General features: G+C 40.6%; 13 protein-coding genes, 5 tRNA genes and 1 rRNA gene. 2 read left to right on the top strand and 17 right to left on the bottom strand.

Annotated features, from left to right (window positions below; all coding sequences use genetic code 11):
• Positions 1-64: 64 nt before the first annotated feature.
• The 5 genes from T498_RS0107240 to T498_RS0107220 form a co-directional block, all read right to left on the bottom strand.
• On the bottom strand, positions 65-679 hold the full coding sequence (locus T498_RS0107240) for a Fic/DOC family protein (RefSeq protein ID WP_051524659.1): 615 nt from the start codon (positions 677-679) through the stop codon (positions 65-67).
• Positions 680-683: 4 nt separating this feature from the next.
• On the bottom strand, positions 684-848 hold the full coding sequence (locus T498_RS16730; protein ID WP_155951035.1) for a hypothetical protein: 165 nt from the start codon (positions 846-848) through the stop codon (positions 684-686).
• Positions 849-1,752: 904 nt separating this feature from the next.
• Positions 1,753-3,663 (bottom strand): ABC transporter ATP-binding protein, encoded by a 1,911-nt coding sequence (locus T498_RS0107230; protein ID WP_028235326.1) that lies wholly within the window; start codon positions 3,661-3,663, stop codon positions 1,753-1,755.
• Positions 3,656-5,428 (bottom strand): ABC transporter ATP-binding protein, encoded by a 1,773-nt coding sequence (locus tag T498_RS0107225; protein ID WP_028235325.1) that lies wholly within the window; start codon positions 5,426-5,428, stop codon positions 3,656-3,658. Before T498_RS0107225 ends, T498_RS0107230 begins: the two co-directional genes overlap by 8 nt.
• Before the next feature lie 2 nt (positions 5,429-5,430).
• On the bottom strand, positions 5,431-5,913 hold the full coding sequence (locus T498_RS0107220) for a MarR family winged helix-turn-helix transcriptional regulator (protein ID WP_028235324.1): 483 nt from the start codon (positions 5,911-5,913) through the stop codon (positions 5,431-5,433).
• A gap of 225 nt (positions 5,914-6,138) precedes the next feature.
• On the opposite strand from T498_RS0107220, the gene T498_RS16185 reads away from it, so the two are divergent.
• Positions 6,139-6,705 carry a TetR/AcrR family transcriptional regulator gene (locus T498_RS16185; protein WP_028235323.1) on the top strand — a complete coding sequence of 189 codons (567 nt, stop codon included), beginning with the start codon at positions 6,139-6,141 and terminating at the stop codon, positions 6,703-6,705.
• A 51-nt stretch (positions 6,706-6,756) separates the two neighbouring features.
• On the opposite strand, the gene T498_RS0107210 is transcribed toward T498_RS16185, so the two are convergent.
• Positions 6,757-7,695 (bottom strand): ROK family glucokinase, encoded by a 939-nt coding sequence (locus T498_RS0107210; protein WP_028235322.1) that lies wholly within the window; start codon positions 7,693-7,695, stop codon positions 6,757-6,759.
• A gap of 18 nt (positions 7,696-7,713) precedes the next feature.
• Positions 7,714-9,912, bottom strand: a complete 2,199-nt coding sequence (locus T498_RS15215) for a transglycosylase domain-containing protein (protein WP_081779711.1) — start codon at positions 9,910-9,912, stop codon at positions 7,714-7,716.
• Positions 9,913-10,093: 181 nt separating this feature from the next.
• Between T498_RS15215 and T498_RS0107200 the strand changes: the two genes are divergently transcribed.
• A complete protein-coding gene (locus tag T498_RS0107200; protein WP_028235321.1) occupies positions 10,094-11,128 on the top strand; it encodes an aldose epimerase family protein in 1,035 nt (344 codons plus the stop codon).
• Positions 11,129-11,605: 477 nt separating this feature from the next.
• Here T498_RS0107200 and T498_RS0107195 read toward each other — a convergent pair whose 3' ends face one another.
• The 10 genes from T498_RS0107195 to T498_RS0107150 form a co-directional block, all read right to left on the bottom strand.
• On the bottom strand, positions 11,606-12,544 hold the full coding sequence (locus T498_RS0107195; RefSeq protein WP_028235320.1) for a transketolase family protein: 939 nt from the start codon (positions 12,542-12,544) through the stop codon (positions 11,606-11,608).
• Positions 12,545-12,546: 2 nt separating this feature from the next.
• On the bottom strand, positions 12,547-13,371 hold the full coding sequence (locus tag T498_RS0107190) for a transketolase (RefSeq protein WP_028235319.1): 825 nt from the start codon (positions 13,369-13,371) through the stop codon (positions 12,547-12,549).
• Between the two features lie 17 nt (positions 13,372-13,388).
• The gene (locus T498_RS0107185) at positions 13,389-14,816 is read right to left on the bottom strand and encodes an ATP-binding protein (protein WP_028235318.1); all 1,428 of its coding nucleotides are present in this window, start codon (positions 14,814-14,816) and stop codon (positions 13,389-13,391) included.
• Between the two features lie 259 nt (positions 14,817-15,075).
• Positions 15,076-16,008, bottom strand: a complete 933-nt coding sequence (locus T498_RS0107180) for a D-2-hydroxyacid dehydrogenase (protein WP_028235317.1) — start codon at positions 16,006-16,008, stop codon at positions 15,076-15,078.
• A 67-nt stretch (positions 16,009-16,075) separates the two neighbouring features.
• Positions 16,076-16,148 (bottom strand) — tRNA-Phe (locus tag T498_RS0107175).
• A 33-nt stretch (positions 16,149-16,181) separates the two neighbouring features.
• Positions 16,182-16,255: transfer RNA gene (locus tag T498_RS0107170), tRNA-Met, on the bottom strand.
• Positions 16,256-16,268: 13 nt separating this feature from the next.
• A tRNA-Tyr gene (locus tag T498_RS0107165) sits at positions 16,269-16,350 on the bottom strand.
• Positions 16,351-16,376: 26 nt separating this feature from the next.
• Positions 16,377-16,449: transfer RNA gene (locus T498_RS0107160), tRNA-Val, on the bottom strand.
• 23 nt (positions 16,450-16,472) lie between these two features.
• Positions 16,473-16,546: transfer RNA gene (locus tag T498_RS0107155), tRNA-Asp, on the bottom strand.
• 70 nt (positions 16,547-16,616) lie between these two features.
• A 23S ribosomal RNA gene (locus T498_RS0107150) occupies positions 16,617-16,894 on the bottom strand; the annotation flags it as partial.

Raw genomic sequence — 16,894 nt, 5'->3', positions numbered from 1 at the left:
AATTTTTGGCAGAAAAAAACCTAAGCAAAATCCTTCAATCCCGCTTAGGTCCTACAATTATCAACTATTTATTATCCACCAAACACTTTAAAAGCAACTCTTCAAATGGCTCATAATTTAGCACTGAGCTTTCTTTACTCGCCAAAATCATATCGTTTTTAGTGGTTCTCGAAAAATCTATATCGAAATGATTACTATTCTTACAAATATACTCGATAAACACTCGCTGAGCTCTACCATTCCCCTCTCTAAAAGGATGAATCATATTTATCTCACCAATGAGATATGCAAGCTTCTTTGCCATTTCCTCCTTGTTATCCACATTCATAAGATAATCCTGATGAATTATCCACTCTTGTACTTTTTTAAATTCGATTTCGATGAATTGTGTCAGGCAGAAAATGGTGCCCTTGGAAATATCAACTGTGCGGATTTCCCCCGCCCACTCGTATATGTCTTGGAAAAGGTATTTATGAATCTTTTGAAGATGCTGCAACGAAAAATCCCCAGGAATAGGACGCTTGATAATCTCAAAATACCGCGCTGAACTAAGCTCCTGCTCAACTTTGAAGAGCTCCTCTTTATCGTGGATATCAAGTTTGTTCTTCAAGATATGAGTGTGTGGATAACAGTACTGACCGTTATCTTCGTACTCATAACGGTAATATTCATCCATCATAGGCTTATCCTACTGAAACATATCTTGATGTAATCTCTCGAACTACATCCTCAACATCAACTTCGTTTGAGAGTATCATCCTGCCTCTTTCTATCTCCTGTGGTGTCAATATCATATCTTCCATTGCGAATGAAGCAGATATACTAGCTATTTTTTCGTCTGTAGACATTACTCTCTCCTTATTTATCGGTCTAATCCTCATATTTTACAACCATTCCCCTCAAGACATTTACATTCTTAACTAGCATTATACCACATAATGCTTTTTTTATTAACCCGCTTCCTCAAAAACCTCTCCACGCCCTCTTAGGCCCCTACACCAAAGCTCAGCCTAGCCCCGCCCCACTAGGCTGCCGCAGGCCCCGCTTATTTTTATTGCCTGCAAGGCCCCTCCCCCTGCTGGCTCCAGCGCTGTACACGTGGGGCATTGCATGAATATTGCGTTTTTCTAATGGACCATTTATGCATCTTTTATTTACATGTGTCTTTTGCAGGCCTGTACAGTTTGAAAAAATGAATGTCTAGGGGTGAACACTAGAAGAATTTAATGAATATATTTTAAAGAATTTTTGCAGGTAACTTGGGCGATTTTGGAATGCGCTTAGAAAAATAGAAGCAGGTTTTGCAATATATAGGTATGCGCCGACACGGACGTCGGCGCAAGTGCGTAAGCAACAGGACGTTGCATGGAGCACGGTACCTATATATGCAAAACCTGCTTCGTTATTTTTCTTAGCAAATGTAATATGAGCCCAAGTTACTGCAAAGATTTTTAAAATATATTTGTAGGTATAAAAGTGTTCGCCCCATCCACACATTTTTTCAAACAGTTCATTCCGCAACAAGACACATGTGCGATGCATAAATTTGGTCCATAAGAAAAAGCAGCAATATTCGCAAAATCACCCCACGTGTACAGCGCTGGAGCCAGCAGGGGAGGGGCCTTGCGGGCATGCCTGGATTTGGGAGGGCGGCAGCCCAGTGGGGCGGGGCGTCGCTAAATGAAATGGTGTAGGGCCCTAAAAGGCATAAAAGGGGCGTGGTTGGTGTTTTTGTCAACCACGCCTGTGTTATTATGCGTTTTGAATTTTTCCTGTGTAGAGCTGGTAGTATTTTCCGCCTTCTTGGATAAGTTCCTCATGGTTACCGCGCTCAATTATGCGGCCCTGATCAAGAACCATGATACAGTCGGAGTTGCGGATAGTTGAAAGTCTGTGGGCAATTACAAATGTTGTACGTCCATGCATCAGCTTGTCCATACCGTCCTGTACGATTTTTTCTGTACGTGTATCGATTGATGATGTGGCCTCATCAAGGATAAGGACTGGTGGGTCGGCGATTGCTGCTCGTGCAATGGCAAGTAGCTGTCTCTGACCTTGTGAAAGGTTGCCGCCATCTCCTTTGATTACGGTGTTGTAGCCCTGTGGTAATCGGCGGATAAAGCTGTCTGCATTGGCAAGCTTAGCTGCTGCAATTACTTCTTCCTCTGTGGCGTCAAGCTTTCCGTAGCGAATGTTGTCTGCGATAGTGCCTGTGAAAAGATGTGTGTCCTGAAGCACTATGCCAAGGGATTTACGTAAATCGGCCTTTTTTATCTTGTTGATATTGATTCCGTCGTAACGAATCTTGCCATCTGCAATGTCGTAGAAGCGGTTTATAAGGTTGGTGATGGTTGTTTTACCGGCACCAGTTGCTCCTACAAAGGCGATTTTCTGGCCTGGAGTGGCGAAAAGCTTGATGTTGTGAAGTACAGTCTTTTCTGGATTGTATGCGAAATCTACATCGTCGAATACAATGTCGCCTGTAAGCTTCACGTAAGTTGTTGTGCCCTCAGCCTTGTGGAAATGCTTCCAAGCCCACATGCCTGTACGCTCTTTGCACTCTACTATCTCGCCATTTTCTTCCTTGGCGTTTACAAGCATTACGTAGCCATCGTCAACCTCTGGCTCTTCATCAATAAGTGTAAATACTCGCTCTGCACCAGCCATAGCAAGAACGATAGACTGGAACTGCTGTGACACCTGCATGATAGGCATGATAAATGATCGTGTGAACTGCAGGAATGAAACAAGTGCTCCAAGTGTAAGTCCTGTCCAGCCATTGATTGCAAGTGTGCCACCTACAACTGCACAAAGCACGTAATTTACATTACCAAGCTGAGCGTTTACAGGGCCTAAGCTGTTTGCAAGTCTGCTGGCTTTATAAGCATTTTCATAAAGTCCCTCGTTTAATTCGTTGAACTTCTCCATTACTTCTTCTTCGTGACAGAATACCTTTACGACCTTCTGTCCATTCATTATTTCCTCGATGTTACCGTTTACTGCACCAAGGGCCTGCTGCTGCTTTCGGAAATAATTTCCTGATGTGCCAGCCAAATACTTGGTTGTGATTGTGATAACAGCAATCATTGCGATGGTAACACCTGTAAGTGATGGTGATAGAATAAGCATGTACACAAATACTGTCACGATAGTGATTGCACTGTTGAACATCTGTGGGAAGCTCTGCGAAATCATCTGACGAAGTGTATCAATATCATTTGTGTATACTGACATGATATCGCCGTGAGCATGTGTATCAAAATATCTAATTGGTAAGTCTTCCATCTTTTCAAACATTTCGTTACGAAGGTCCTTTAATGAACCCTGGGCAACGAAAATCATTATCCAGTTGTATGAAAATGTTGCAACAACACCAACTGCATAATATACAATCAAATGCTTAATTGCTGCTGCAAGTGGGGCAAAATCTGTGCTTCCTTCTTTTATCATTGGAAGAATGTAGGAATCAATTAATTCCTGCATAAAGGCTGTTCCCTTAGCGTTGCAGATTACAGATAAAAAGATACAAATTATTACCACTACAAGCTGGATAGCATATCTCTTACCTATGAATTTTACAAGGCGGCCAAGAACTCCACGTCTAGCGGCCTTTTGCTCTTTAGTCAATTTTGGTACTGATCCTGGTTGTGGTCCTCTAGGCATTCTTGACACCTCCTTCCTGATCTACCTTGTCAAAGTCGCCGCTGCCAGCGCCTGTCTGCTGCTCGTAGATTTCTTTGTAGATTTCATTACTAGCCATAAGCTCTTCATGTGTACCTATATCATTGAGCTTACCATCGTCCATAACGATAATTCTGTCTGCATCCATTACAGATGAGATTCTCTGAGCAATAATTAGCTTCGTAGTGTTTGGAATCTCTTCCCTGAATGCACGTCTAATACTTGCATCTGTTGCTGTATCAACAGCTGAAGTTGAATCATCAAGAATGAGAATCTTTGGCTTCTTCAAAAGAGCTCTTGCAATACAGAGTCTCTGACGCTGTCCACCAGACACGTTAGTTCCACCCTGCTCAATATGTGTGTCATAGCCATCTGGGAACTTTTCAATAAACTCATCTGCACAGGCAAGCTTTGCTGCATGTCTCACCTCTTGATCTGAGGCATTTTTATCACCCCAACGAAGATTTTCAGCAATTGTACCTGAGAAAAGTACGTTGTTCTGAAGTACCACCGAAACCTGATTTCGGATTGTTTCCACATCATATTCCTTAACATTGTGTCCACCTACTATAACCTCACCCTCATCCACATCATAAAGACGGGAAATCATTGATACCAGGGTAGATTTTGCAGAACCTGTTCCACCAAGTACACCGATTGTCTCACCAGATTCAATCTCTACATTGATATGATCAAGAACTGGTCGCTCTGCTGTTTTGTTATAACCAAACACAACATCATTAAATTTGATTGAGCCATCCGGTACCTCGTAAATTGGATCAGCTCCGTTTGTGATAGTTGTCTTTTCTTCAAGTACTTCGTATATACGACGCATACTTGCAACAGACATTGTTATCATAATGAAAATCATTGCAAAGAACATCAATGACATAAGAATGTTCATGCAATATGAGAACAATGATACTAACTCTCCAGTAGTAAGAGTTTCATCAATAACAATAGCATGTGCTCCGAACCAGCTTATGAGGATAATGCATGTATAAACCACAAGGTTCATCATTGGCATAGTAAATGCTATCATCTTTTCTGCTGCTGTTGCAGCCTTGTAAATTCCATCGCTTCCGCTTATGAATTTTCTCTTCTCAAAAGCTTCTCTAACGTAAGCCTTAACAACTCGAATACCAGTTACATTTTCCTGTACTGATGCATTTAAATCATCATATCTCTTCATCAATTTTTCGAAGAGTGGTCTTGTCTTAACAAGCACAAATGTCATGAATCCAAGAATAATAAGCATTGCAATTAAGAAATTAGATGCTAGTCTTACATTAATTCTGAATGATAATATCATTGCAACAATTACAGTAACAGGGGCTCTAAAGCCCATTCTAAGCACCATGATAAATGCGTTTTGAACATTTGTGACATCTGTTGTAAGACGTGTGACAAGGCCTGCTGTTGAGAACTTATCAATATTTTCAAATGAGAATGTCTGAATGTTTTCAAACATCTTCTTTCGAAGGTTTTTAGCAAGGCCTGCTGAAGCCTTCGAACCAAGGATTGCTCCCATAATTCCTCCGAAAAGTCCGATAAATGCACAAATCAGCATATATCCACCTATACGGTAGATTTCACTAAGATTTCCCTTTTCTACACCTTTGTCCACAAGGTCTGCTATTAAAAGTGGAATAACCATTTCCATAGCAACCTCAAGAATCATGAAAACAGGTGTTAGATAAGCAGAAAGCGTGTACTCTTTAGTCTCCTGTAAAATTCTTTTGACCAAAATTAGTCCTCCTTCTTTAATTTTATATATGATTTGTAGTCTTTAGCGTTTTTCTGCATCTTGTCCAAGACCTTAATTACCATATCTAACTCCTCGTCAGATATATCCTTCGTAATATAGTTCTCGACCTCCATAATCTGGGTTTCGATTTCCTGATTAAACTCATGCCCCTTCTCTGTTACAACGATTTGTTTCTTTCGTCCATCGCCATCAACAGGAACCTTTGTAATAAGTCCATCTTTCTCTAAAGTCTGTATAATGTCTGCAAGTGTTGACTTTGGAAAATGAAATACATCCTCTAAATCCTTCTGGAAAATCGGCTCCGTCTGTCTAACAAAATAGCCTATTATCCACCCCTGCTTAGTAGAACTGATACAAGCATCAGCCTCTTTCATGCCTCGGTTAATAGCTTTTTTCACTTCTCGTTCTATACAGCCACACATGAAACCCACGTGGGTTCTATTATCAAATTCCTTTGTACTCATAACACTCCTTTCTGTCCGATTAATATATTACGGGTTCGGAATGTCCGTTTTCGGATTGTCCGCTTTCGAACTATTTGCGATTATACACCCTAATTTGTGTTCAATCAACAAACAAATTCTAAAAAAAGTGTAAAAAATTCCACGGGTGTTTTTTTCCGTGGTATAGTAAACAAAGAGTTAAGTCTTTAATTTGGTGAGTTAAATAATTAATAAAAGGAGTTAGGAATGAGAGAAAGAAGCAAAGATTTACGAGTTCGCAGAACTCTTACCGCTGTTAGAAAAGCTTTTAACGAATTGGTTTTAGCTCGTAATTACCGAGACATCTCTATTACTGATTTGACAGATCGAGCTGGTATTAACAGAAAAACTTTCTATCTTCACTATGCATCTTTGGACGATCTAGTATATGAAGTCGAAGAAGAAATGGCTCATGAAATTTTAGAGAATATTGGTAAATACGCTAAAGAGCGTGATTTAACTGGATGTATCACATACTTCTATAAATATCTAGAGTCATGCTCTAAGGTTCAGAAGAAGCTGATGTGCGATGAATACTACAGTTTCTTCTATAGAGCCGTTACAGATATCGTGCTGAGCAGCGAAGAGTTTTCTGCATTTTTCGCAGTAACTGAATATCCAAGTATTGTCCGTTCATATACTCGTGCTATTACAGCTATTTATATGGACTGGCTTGAGGGTGGAAAAGAAATCAATTTCACTGTGCTTACAGAAATGGCAGGACAGCTATTAGAGAATGGCTATAAGTCAGTAATTAAAGAAAAATCTGAATAAAGAATAAAGGCCCCCTTCCATCATTGATGGTTGGGGGCCATTTTTTGCTTATTAAAGTATTAACTTCATTGCGCCATAGATACCAGCGTCATTTCCTAATGAAGCAAGTATGATTTTTGTGTTCTTGCAACCATGGAAAGCAATTTGGTTGAATCTGTATTCAACTTCATCAATCAAATACTGTCCAGCCTTAGAAACTCCGCCACCGATAACAAATGCTTCTGGGTTTACAACACATGAAATTACCTGTAATCCCTGAGCAAGATACTCGCAAGCTCTCTTAACAATTTCTTTTGCAACTACATCACCCTTCTTTGCCTCATCAAATACAGCCTTTGCATCAAGGCTTTCGATGTCACGAAGTGGGCTTGCATCTTCGTTCTCTGCAAGTCTAATTCTAGCAAGACGAGCAATACCTGTTGCTGAGCAATACTGCTCTAAACAGCCGTGATTGCCACATCCACATGTGTTTTCTTCTGTATAATTAACTCTGATATGTCCAATCTCTCCTGCTGCACCGCTTGCACCACTGATAATCTCATCATTGATGATAACGCCACCGCCTACACCTGTACCAAGTGTCACCATTACAGATGAAGAATATGCTTTAGCTGCGCCCATCCAAGCTTCACCTAGGGCTGCAACATTAGCATCATTACCAGCTTTTACCTTAAGTCCACCAAGGCATTCTGAGAATTCTTTTTCTACATTGAAAACTCCCCAGCCAAGGTTAACACATCTATTCACCACACCATCATTTGAAACAGGGCCAGGAATACCAATACCTACACCTGAAACATCCTCTGATGATATGTTCTTTTCTTCCATCTTCTTTACAACAGTCTGAGCTAAATTCTTAAGGATGTTTACTCCACCGTTTGAAGTATCTGTAGGTACTTCCCACTTTTCAAGTAACTCTCCTTCTGTTGTAAATAAACCACACTTACATGTAGTTCCCCCTAAATCAAGTCCAAAACCATACTTAGCCATCTTAAAATAAATCCTCCATTATTCCTCAACCACCGGTTCTGTAGTGGTTGTAATCTGAACGTCCATAGCATTGTCAGGTATAGCGCCCTCTGGAATCACTGTGCCGTCAAATGTCTGGGTTATAACTCGATATGAATCGTCCTCCTCCTGATTTTCTTCCCCTTCAGGGAATTCCTCATCGAAGACACCATAAGGTTCTTCTTCCTCCCCTTCTTCGATCTCCTCTGGATCTTCTTGCTGTTCCTCTGTTCCTATATATTCCACTGGTTTTTTAAATTCAGCCGGAACCAGTCCTTCATGAATTACATTCATGTATTCTTCCCAGATAGCAGCTGGATAAGATGAACCTGTTAATCCAGGCACCTTTCTTGGCTGATCATAACCGACCCAAACGCTAGTAGTATAGTATTTTGTATATCCTACAAACCAACCATCCCTATTGCTATTTGTGGTACCAGTTTTGCCAGCCGCCGGCATTTCGCCAAGGCTTATGCCCTTTGCTGTACCGTCAGTCAATACCGATTGTAGCATATCTGTCATCGTTCGTGCAGCATTTTCTTTATAAACTTCTACTTCCTGCTGCTCAAACTCATATATGACATTTCCATCTGCATCAGTGATTTTCTGAATGCAGGTTGGGTCACGCATATAGCCATCGTTGCAGATGGTGGCATAGCCTTTTGCCATTTCAAGTGGACTGACTCCAACTGTCAATCCACCAAGGCATGCTGCCATTCCATAGTCGTCATCTACTATCTTGGAGAACCCCAAGTCCTTAAGGTACTTTAAGCCTACTTGTGGTGTGATTTCTGAATATAATTGCCACGCTATTGTGTTCTTAGAGGCAGCAACTGCACGCCTCAAAGTTATGTCTCCTTCGTACTTTCCAGTGGCATTTTCTGGACCATCCTCCAATTTTACATCATGAACAATAGTGTCTGGCGTATATCCCATTTCGATAGCTGGTGTATAAACTATCAATGGCTTAATAGAGCTGCCCGGCTGCCTGTAACTTTGAAATGCGCGATTTAGAGTGTACCCTGTAACTGCCTGACTCCTTCCGCCGACTATTGCCTTTGTCATTCCTGTGCTATTATCTATGCACACACCTGCACCCTGTAAAGAAAAAATCCCCTCTTCATTTACTTCATCAAACTCTGCAAGATTAGTATCAATGGCATTTTGAAGTTCATTTTGCATATTCATATCTATTGAGGTGTAAATTCTATAGCCATTTGTAAATAGAGTCTTGTTGGCCTGGTTATACGCCTCTTCATAAGCTTGATTATAGGCAGCTTCCTCATCGTCGTTTTTAAACTCAGTTTGAAACTCAAAACCATTTGTCTCCATTAATGCTCTGGTAGCGCAGTAATAAACATAGGTTTCTACATAATTATTCTTTACTTTATCTGGCCTTACCAGTGTGATTTCTTCATTTACAGCACTGTTATAAGTATTTTCATTAATTATGCCATCATTTTTCATTGCTTGAAGGATAAGATTTCGTCTAGTGATGGTATTCTGCGGGTTTACCACTGGATCATAGTAGGTCGGACTATTTGGAATTGCCAGCAAATAGCATATCTGAGATAAATCCAGCTCTGAAATATCCTTGCTAAAATAGCCCTTTGCCGCAGCTTCTATTCCATAATATCCATTAGCAAAATACACATTGTTCAAATAAAACTCTAGAATCTGTTCCTTTGAATACTTTTGCTCCAGCTCAGAAGCTATATATATTTCCTCCACTTTACGCTGCCATGTTTTTTCACTGGTAAGAAACATGGTTCGTGCTAGCTGCTGCGTAATTGTACTACCGCCTTGAGTGATTTCTTTTTCACGGATAGTTGTGATTAACGCTCTGGTTATTCCTTTATAATCTATTCCGTTATGTTCAAAAAACTTTTTATCTTCAATGGAAATCAGGGCTTTCACTACATTCTCTGGAATCTGATCGTAGGTTATGTAATAAACATCCTTTTCGCCTTTAAGAACGGAAATTGTCTGCCCGTTAGAATCGTATACCTCGCTTGTCTCTATCTGTCTGAAGGTATCCACCGTAGATTTGCGCACAATAGAAGTAGCCTCTGATTTGAGTGCAGAGACCTGAGATGCGTAGCCACTTGCGTAGTAATAAGTTACTCCTGCTACCACTATGAGTAATAAAACGATTTGAATCTTGATTAACCGTAGGATCTTTTTGTCCTTGGCTTTCATTCATCGTTACCCCCAAATGTGTCTTACTTATATAGTACCATAATGTCTTTTCTTTGACATTTTTACCCGTAAATTTTGTTTTGTTAATTATATATTCTTGTAATTATCCTCAGATATCCTTATCATGGAGTTGTTCGGTGATTTTTTACTGATAGACACTTAATTTAGGGAGGTTTTTAACGTGGAAAAAGAAAAAATTGGCGTTACAAAAAATGGTGAAGATATTGTTGCATACACACTCATAAATAAAAATGGTATGCAGGCAAAAATTATGAATTTTGGATGTAATCTTCTGGAGCTATGGGTTCCAGATTCAGAAGGCCTTCTTTCTGATGTTGTTCTTGGATATGACAAAATCGAAGATTATTTCGTAAATGGCCCAGGCTTCGGCTGCTGTATCTGCCCTAACGGCAATCGTATCGGCGACAGCAAGTTCACTTTAAACGGTGTTGAGTACAAGCTGGATGCCAATGATGGCAAGAACAATCTACATTCTGGCTTCAATCCAATGCACAAGCGCATTTGGGATGTTGAATCTGTAGATGATAGCCACATCACATTTACTTGCCACAAGGCTGACGGTGAATGCGGTTTCCCTGGCGAAATGGACATCACTATTACTTATACTTTGGGCGATGACAACTCAATTCGCCTTGATTATTCAGGGGTTTCGGATGTTGATACAATATTCAACCCAACCAATCACAGCTACTTTAATTTGAATGGTCACGACTCTGGATCTGTTATGAACCACATTGTATGGATTGATGCAGACAGATATACTCACACTGATCCAGAATCTATCCCTCACGGAGAATGCCGCGAAGTAAAGGGAACTCCAATGGATTTCACTACTCCGAAGGCTCTCAGCAAAGACACAGATGCTGATTACGACCAGCTCAACTGGGCTGGCGGTTACGACCACAACTACTGCTTAAATCATCACAATTTAGACAAGCCAAGTTGCACACTTGAAGATCCTGAGAGCGGCAGAAAGATGGAAGTTTACACAGACTTACCTGGCGTACAGCTATACGCTGGCAACTACCTCGACAGCACCCATATCGGCAAGGGAGATTGCCCTTACGACAAGCGCTACGGAGTATGCTTCGAATCCCAGTACTACCCTAATGCAATCAACGTACCTACCTTCGAGCAGCCAATCGCCAAAGCTGGCACCAAGGCTCACTCAACCACCATCTACAAATTCGTATAGTCCGCCAGTTACGGCTAGCCTAGCCCGCCAGTTACGCTCTCAAGCCCGCTGGTTACGGCTTATCCAAGTCCGCTGGTTACGGCAACAAGTTATTGCATGCGACATCCAAGGTTCACATGCTCCCGCAAGGCATCCTCCATATCAGCCATGGGTCCCCCCGCCGGCGTGGGTCCCACCCATGACTGTATGGCGCCTCCTTGCTCGCGCTTGCCAAGTTAATGAGCCGCACCAGTAACTTGTTTCCTACCAGCTCATCGAAGAGACGTAATCTGGCAACTGAAGTAAAGCTTCGTTTACTACGATATAACGCCGCAGGTTTATACAAAAAATAAAGCCCTACTCGTGTGATGAGTAGGGTTATTTTTATAAGCCAGTAGCTATCTAGCTCTTGGGGAGGCTCAAGCGAGACGTGTTGTCGAGCGGAGCTCACCAAGGCTTGAGAGCGTAACTGGCGTATATGGCTAGCCGTAGACTATTTTACACGAAGGCTTTGATTTGCTTGTAGATACCTGCGGCGTCGAGCTCGTACTTTGCAAGGAGCTTTACGGCTGGGCCAGATTCTCCGAAGGTGTCGCGTACGCCGATTCGAAGCATCTTTGTTGGGCACTGCTCTGAGAGAACTTCAGCTACGGCGCCGCCGAGGCCTCCGATGATTGAATGCTCTTCAACAGTAACAACCTTGCCAGTCTTTGATGCGCTCTTTACGATGAGGTCTGCATCGATAGGCTTGATTGTGTGGATGTTGATTACTTCTGCATCGATGCCATCTTCAGCAAGCATCTTGGCAGCCTCAAGTGACTCGTTAACTTCAAGACCTGTTGCGATGATTGTAAGGTCCTTGCCTTCTTTGAGGACTACGCCTTTTCCGATTTCAAACTTGTAATCAGGGTTGTCGTTGATTACAGGTACTGCTAAACGTCCAAATCTAAGGTATACAGGGCCGTCCATCTTGTAAGCAGCCTCTACTGCAGCCTTAGCTTCAACGTCGTCAGAAGGGTTAATAATAGTCATTCCTGGGATTGTGCGCATAAGTGCGATATCCTCGTTACACTGATGTGAAGCGCCGTCCTCACCTACTGAAATACCAGCGTGAGTAGCACCAATCTTTACATTAAGGTGTGGGTAACCAACTGAGTTACGTACCTGCTCGAAAGCACGTCCAGCTGCAAACATAGCAAATGATGAGCAGAATGGAACCTTTCCTGTAGATGCGATACCAGCAGCGATGCCAACCATGTTTGACTCTGCTATACCACAGTCAATGTGACGCTCTGGGAACGCCTTCTTAAAAATACCTGTCTTTGTAGCCTCTGCAAGGTCTGCATCTAAAACTACTAAATTATCATATTTCTCACCGAGAGCAACAAGAGCGTTACCGTAGCTCTCACGAGTTGCGATTTTCTTTACGTCTGCCATTCTTACTCACCAGCCTTTCCTAATTCTTCCATTGCAATAGCGTATTCTTCATCGTTAGGAGCTTTTCCATGCCATCCTACCTGATTTTCCATGAATGATACGCCCTTGCCCTTTACAGTCTTCATAACGATTGCTGTAGGCTGGCCCTTTGTCTCTCTAGCCTCTTTGAAAGCTGCTCTAAGCTGGTCAAAGTCATTACCATCTGCAACTTCTACAACGTGGAAATTGAATGCTCTAAACTTATCTGGAATTGGATATGGGCTGTTAACATCCTCGATACGTCCATCAATCTGAAGTCCGTTGTTATCAACGATTACACAAAGGTTATCAAGCTTCTTTGCACCTGCAAACATTGCAGCTTCCCATACCTGACCTTCCTGGATTTCACCATCACCAAGAAGTGTGTACACTCTATAGCTCTCATTTGAAAGCTTTGCAGAAAGAGCCATTCCAACTGCAACAGAAATACCCTGGCCAAGCGAGCCTGAAGATGCATCAATACCAGGTGTATGCTGTACACATGGATGTCCCTGAAGATGACTTCCAATACTTCTTAACCCCTTTAAGTCTTCTACTGGGAAGAATCCCCTCTGTGCAAGTGTTGAATAAAGACCTGGTGCTGTGTGACCCTTTGAAAGTACAAATCTATCACGATCTGCCTTCTTTGGATCCTTTGGATCAATATTCATCTCCTCAAAGTAAAGGTATGTAAATACCTCTGTTGCTGAGAGAGATCCGCCTGGATGTCCAGCTTTTGCTGCATGAACACCTTCAATGATGCCCTTGCGGACCTCATTAGCTGTTTTTTTGAGCTCTTGATTTGTCATTTTTCTCCTCCTAATATTTATCTCATTTCATCTAATGTAATTAGCATGATATTTTTGATTGCAGATGAAATGGTAATAGCATTTTCATGAAAACCAGAATTTGAGAATACAAGATAAAATGCATCTCCCTGTCTATGTAATTGCTTAGTTTTTTCTATTAATACTTTAAGCTGAGCAACCTCTATTGGCTCTTTAATGTAATAACACTGTGCATATATAGTTGCTGATTTACCTTCACATTTACCTAATGAAACCAAATCAAATCCATCTGTAGTACCGGCTTCGTCATCATTAACCCACCAGTTACCAATTTCTTCAACAGTAAATGGCAAAAGATTCTTATCGCTTCTATCCTGCAAGTATTCGCCACACATTTTGATAAATACATCTTTCATGTATTCATCCATTGTTTTTTCAGCTTCTTCCCAGAGACCATCTATGTCTCTTGAAACATATTTATCATAATTTGCTACCACAATCTTATACCAGAATAATGTGCTGGCATTTACTATGGAATAGCGAGTCTTTTTTCTATTTGTTAATTCTGTAATTGCGGTATCCTTTGTGCATACCCCAATAGACATTAACGAATTAAGATATGGTACAACCACATCTTTTGGCTTATTAACCTCAGCAGATATCTGATTTACTCTGTTAAGCCCCTTTGCCAATGTTGTAAGCATATAATTGTAATATGATAATTCTCTAAGCTCTGTAGCCATTACAAGCTCAGGATTCAAGCCTAATGCTGAATTTCTATCTAAGAATAATCTAGCTGCAATTTCTTTTATCTTATTCTTTCCTTCAATAGGCTTAATTGCATATTCATCATAACCTTCAATACCTAACAAGGCTGCTGTACGAACTAAGTTATATGGTATTCCACCTGTTATTCCATATAAAAAAGCTGCTTCCTTGGGACTTGCATCTGCAAAAAACTCACAAGAATCATAAAATCCAAGAGGCTTTACAACTAAATCAAGACCTACTAAGTCCTTCCAAATGGCCTTCTTGCCTTTTATATATTTATCTACAAGCATGAATGCATCAGAACAAAAAATGATTTTAACAGGTAAATCTTTCCATTTTGTTGTGATATACTCATGTAATAATTTGTCAAAATCTGGGTCTGCTTTTACGATATGAGGATATTGATCAAATATGATAAGCTGCTTTTCTTTTGCTGCCTTCTTTGTAATTTCCTCACAAAAAGATATTCCATCTAATTCAGTTGAAACGCCAATGTTTTTGCCAAGCATTTCAAATAAATGCTTGCTAGTAGTCTCGTATGCTTCAAAAAATATAGCATTTTTATCAGCAATAAATTCTTTGATTAATGTAGTCTTGCCGATTCCTATCTGACCAGAAATCACAGCAACATCTGCATTATCCCCCTCATAAAATCCATTTAGCTGTTCTAATTCGCCTTTTCTTCCTTTAAACATAACACCTCTCCTTTTGCATCGTCCTGCGACGTGCAAATCCATGGTATCACGTTTCAACTATTACTGCAATATCTACCGCTAATGCAATATTTGATTTAGTTATATCTAAACTATTTTTAGATATTCTTTATTAAACTTCTTTTACTTTAGCATTATCCATTATTTTTATCAACAATGTATTATCTTTTTTTACCTTTTAATGGCAAAAATATAGGTTCTTGATTTCATCATAAAATCAAGAACCTAATAAAATCTACTATTATGCTAAAAACTCTTTAATCTGGTTATGTATGATCTCCATTAACCTCTGTCTCGCTTCTAATGCTGCCCATGCAATATGAGGAGTAATGATAAGCTTATTACTATCTTTTATTCCTCTTAGTGGATTATCAGCAGACATTGGCTCTATATCAAGTACATCAAGCCCTGCAGCCGCAATGTCGCCATTCTCAAGTGCATTAGCCAAATCTTCTTCTACAATTATAGGACCTCTGCCTACATTTATTAGAATTGCACTTTTTTTCATTTTATTGAAAGCCACTTTATCAAACAAATGAAGTGTATTATCGTCGAGTGGTGTATGTATTGAAACAATATCAGCTGTTGCTAAGAGTTCATCGAACTCAACTCTCTTATATTTAGGATTATTATTTCTACCGCTAGTTGAATAATATACTACATTGGCTCCTAGACAAGTAGCTATATCGGCAACACGAGCTCCAATTGCGCCTAAGCCAACTATTCCCCATGTTTTTCCATGTATTTCATTAAATCTCATTTCAAAATGAGTGAATAGTTTATCATTTACATATTTTTCTGATTTTACATAATTATCATAGTAGTTTAGATGCTCAAATAGATACATAGTAAGAGCTAATGTATGCTGTGCAACAGCCTCTGTTGAGTATCCAGCTACATTTCTCCACTCTATGCCTCTTTTTGCCAAATACTCTTTATCAAGATTATTTGTTCCTGTTGCAGTTACGCATACCAGTTTAAGATTCTTAGCTTCACCGATTGTTTCTTCGTTGATAGGAACCTTATTAATTATAACGATATCTGCATCTTTTGTTCTTTCTGCGGCCTCTTCTTTTGTTGAGTAATCGTAGATTACCACTTCTCCAAAATCATTAAATTTGGATAAATCTATATCATCACCGATTGATTTGCGGTCAAGAAATACTATTCTCATTTTTCCCTCCTTTATACAAATAAAAAAACCTTCAAGAATTATATCTTGAAGGTAAATAAAAAACAAGTGCCCAGAGTCGGAATCGAACCAACGACACGAGGATTTTCAGTCCTCTGCTCTACCAACTGAGCTATCTGGGCACATTTTCGTGACTCGTTATACAAGTCACTGAGTTGCGGGAGATAGATTTGAACTACCGACCTCCGGGTTATGAGCCCGGCGAGCTTCCAGACTGCTCCATCCCGCGATAATAAAAAAGATGGGCGGTGGTGGATTCGAACCACCGAAGCAATTTGCAGCAGATTTACAGTCTGTCCCCTTTGGCCACTCGGGAAACCGCCCATGTTACTAACAATATTCAATTAAAATGGGACCTACAGGGCTCGAACCTGTGACCCCCTGCTTGTAAGGCAGATGCTCTCCCAGCTGAGCTAAGATCCCATAAACAATATTAAGATAATTAACGACCCCAGAGGGACTTGAACCCTCGACCTCCGCCGTGACAGGGCGGCGCTCTAACCAACTGAGCCATGAGGCCATTTAGATTGCTTTAGCAACCTCAAAACTTCATACAATAGTTATTTCATCCTGACTACATATTTCCTTTTTAGAATAAACCTTCGATCTATTAGTATTCATCAGCTGAATGTGTTACCACACTTACACCTTGAACCTATCTACCTTATCGTCTATAAGGGATCTTATTTCCTTGAAGGAAGGGGATATCTCATCTTGAGGGGGGCTTCACGCTTAGATGCCTTCAGCGTTTATCCCGTCCAGACTTGGCTACTCAGCTATGCCGTTGGTCGACAGCTGATACACCAGTGGTCCGTCCACCCCGGTCCTCTCGTACTAGGGGCAGCTCCTCTCAAATATCCTACGCCCG

The sequence above is a fragment of the Pseudobutyrivibrio sp. MD2005 genome (genome assembly GCF_000621865.1).
Classification (GTDB): domain Bacteria; phylum Bacillota; class Clostridia; order Lachnospirales; family Lachnospiraceae; genus Pseudobutyrivibrio.
Note: the sequence above shows the minus strand (reverse complement) of the source record. Positions and strands in the feature narration are given on the sequence as shown.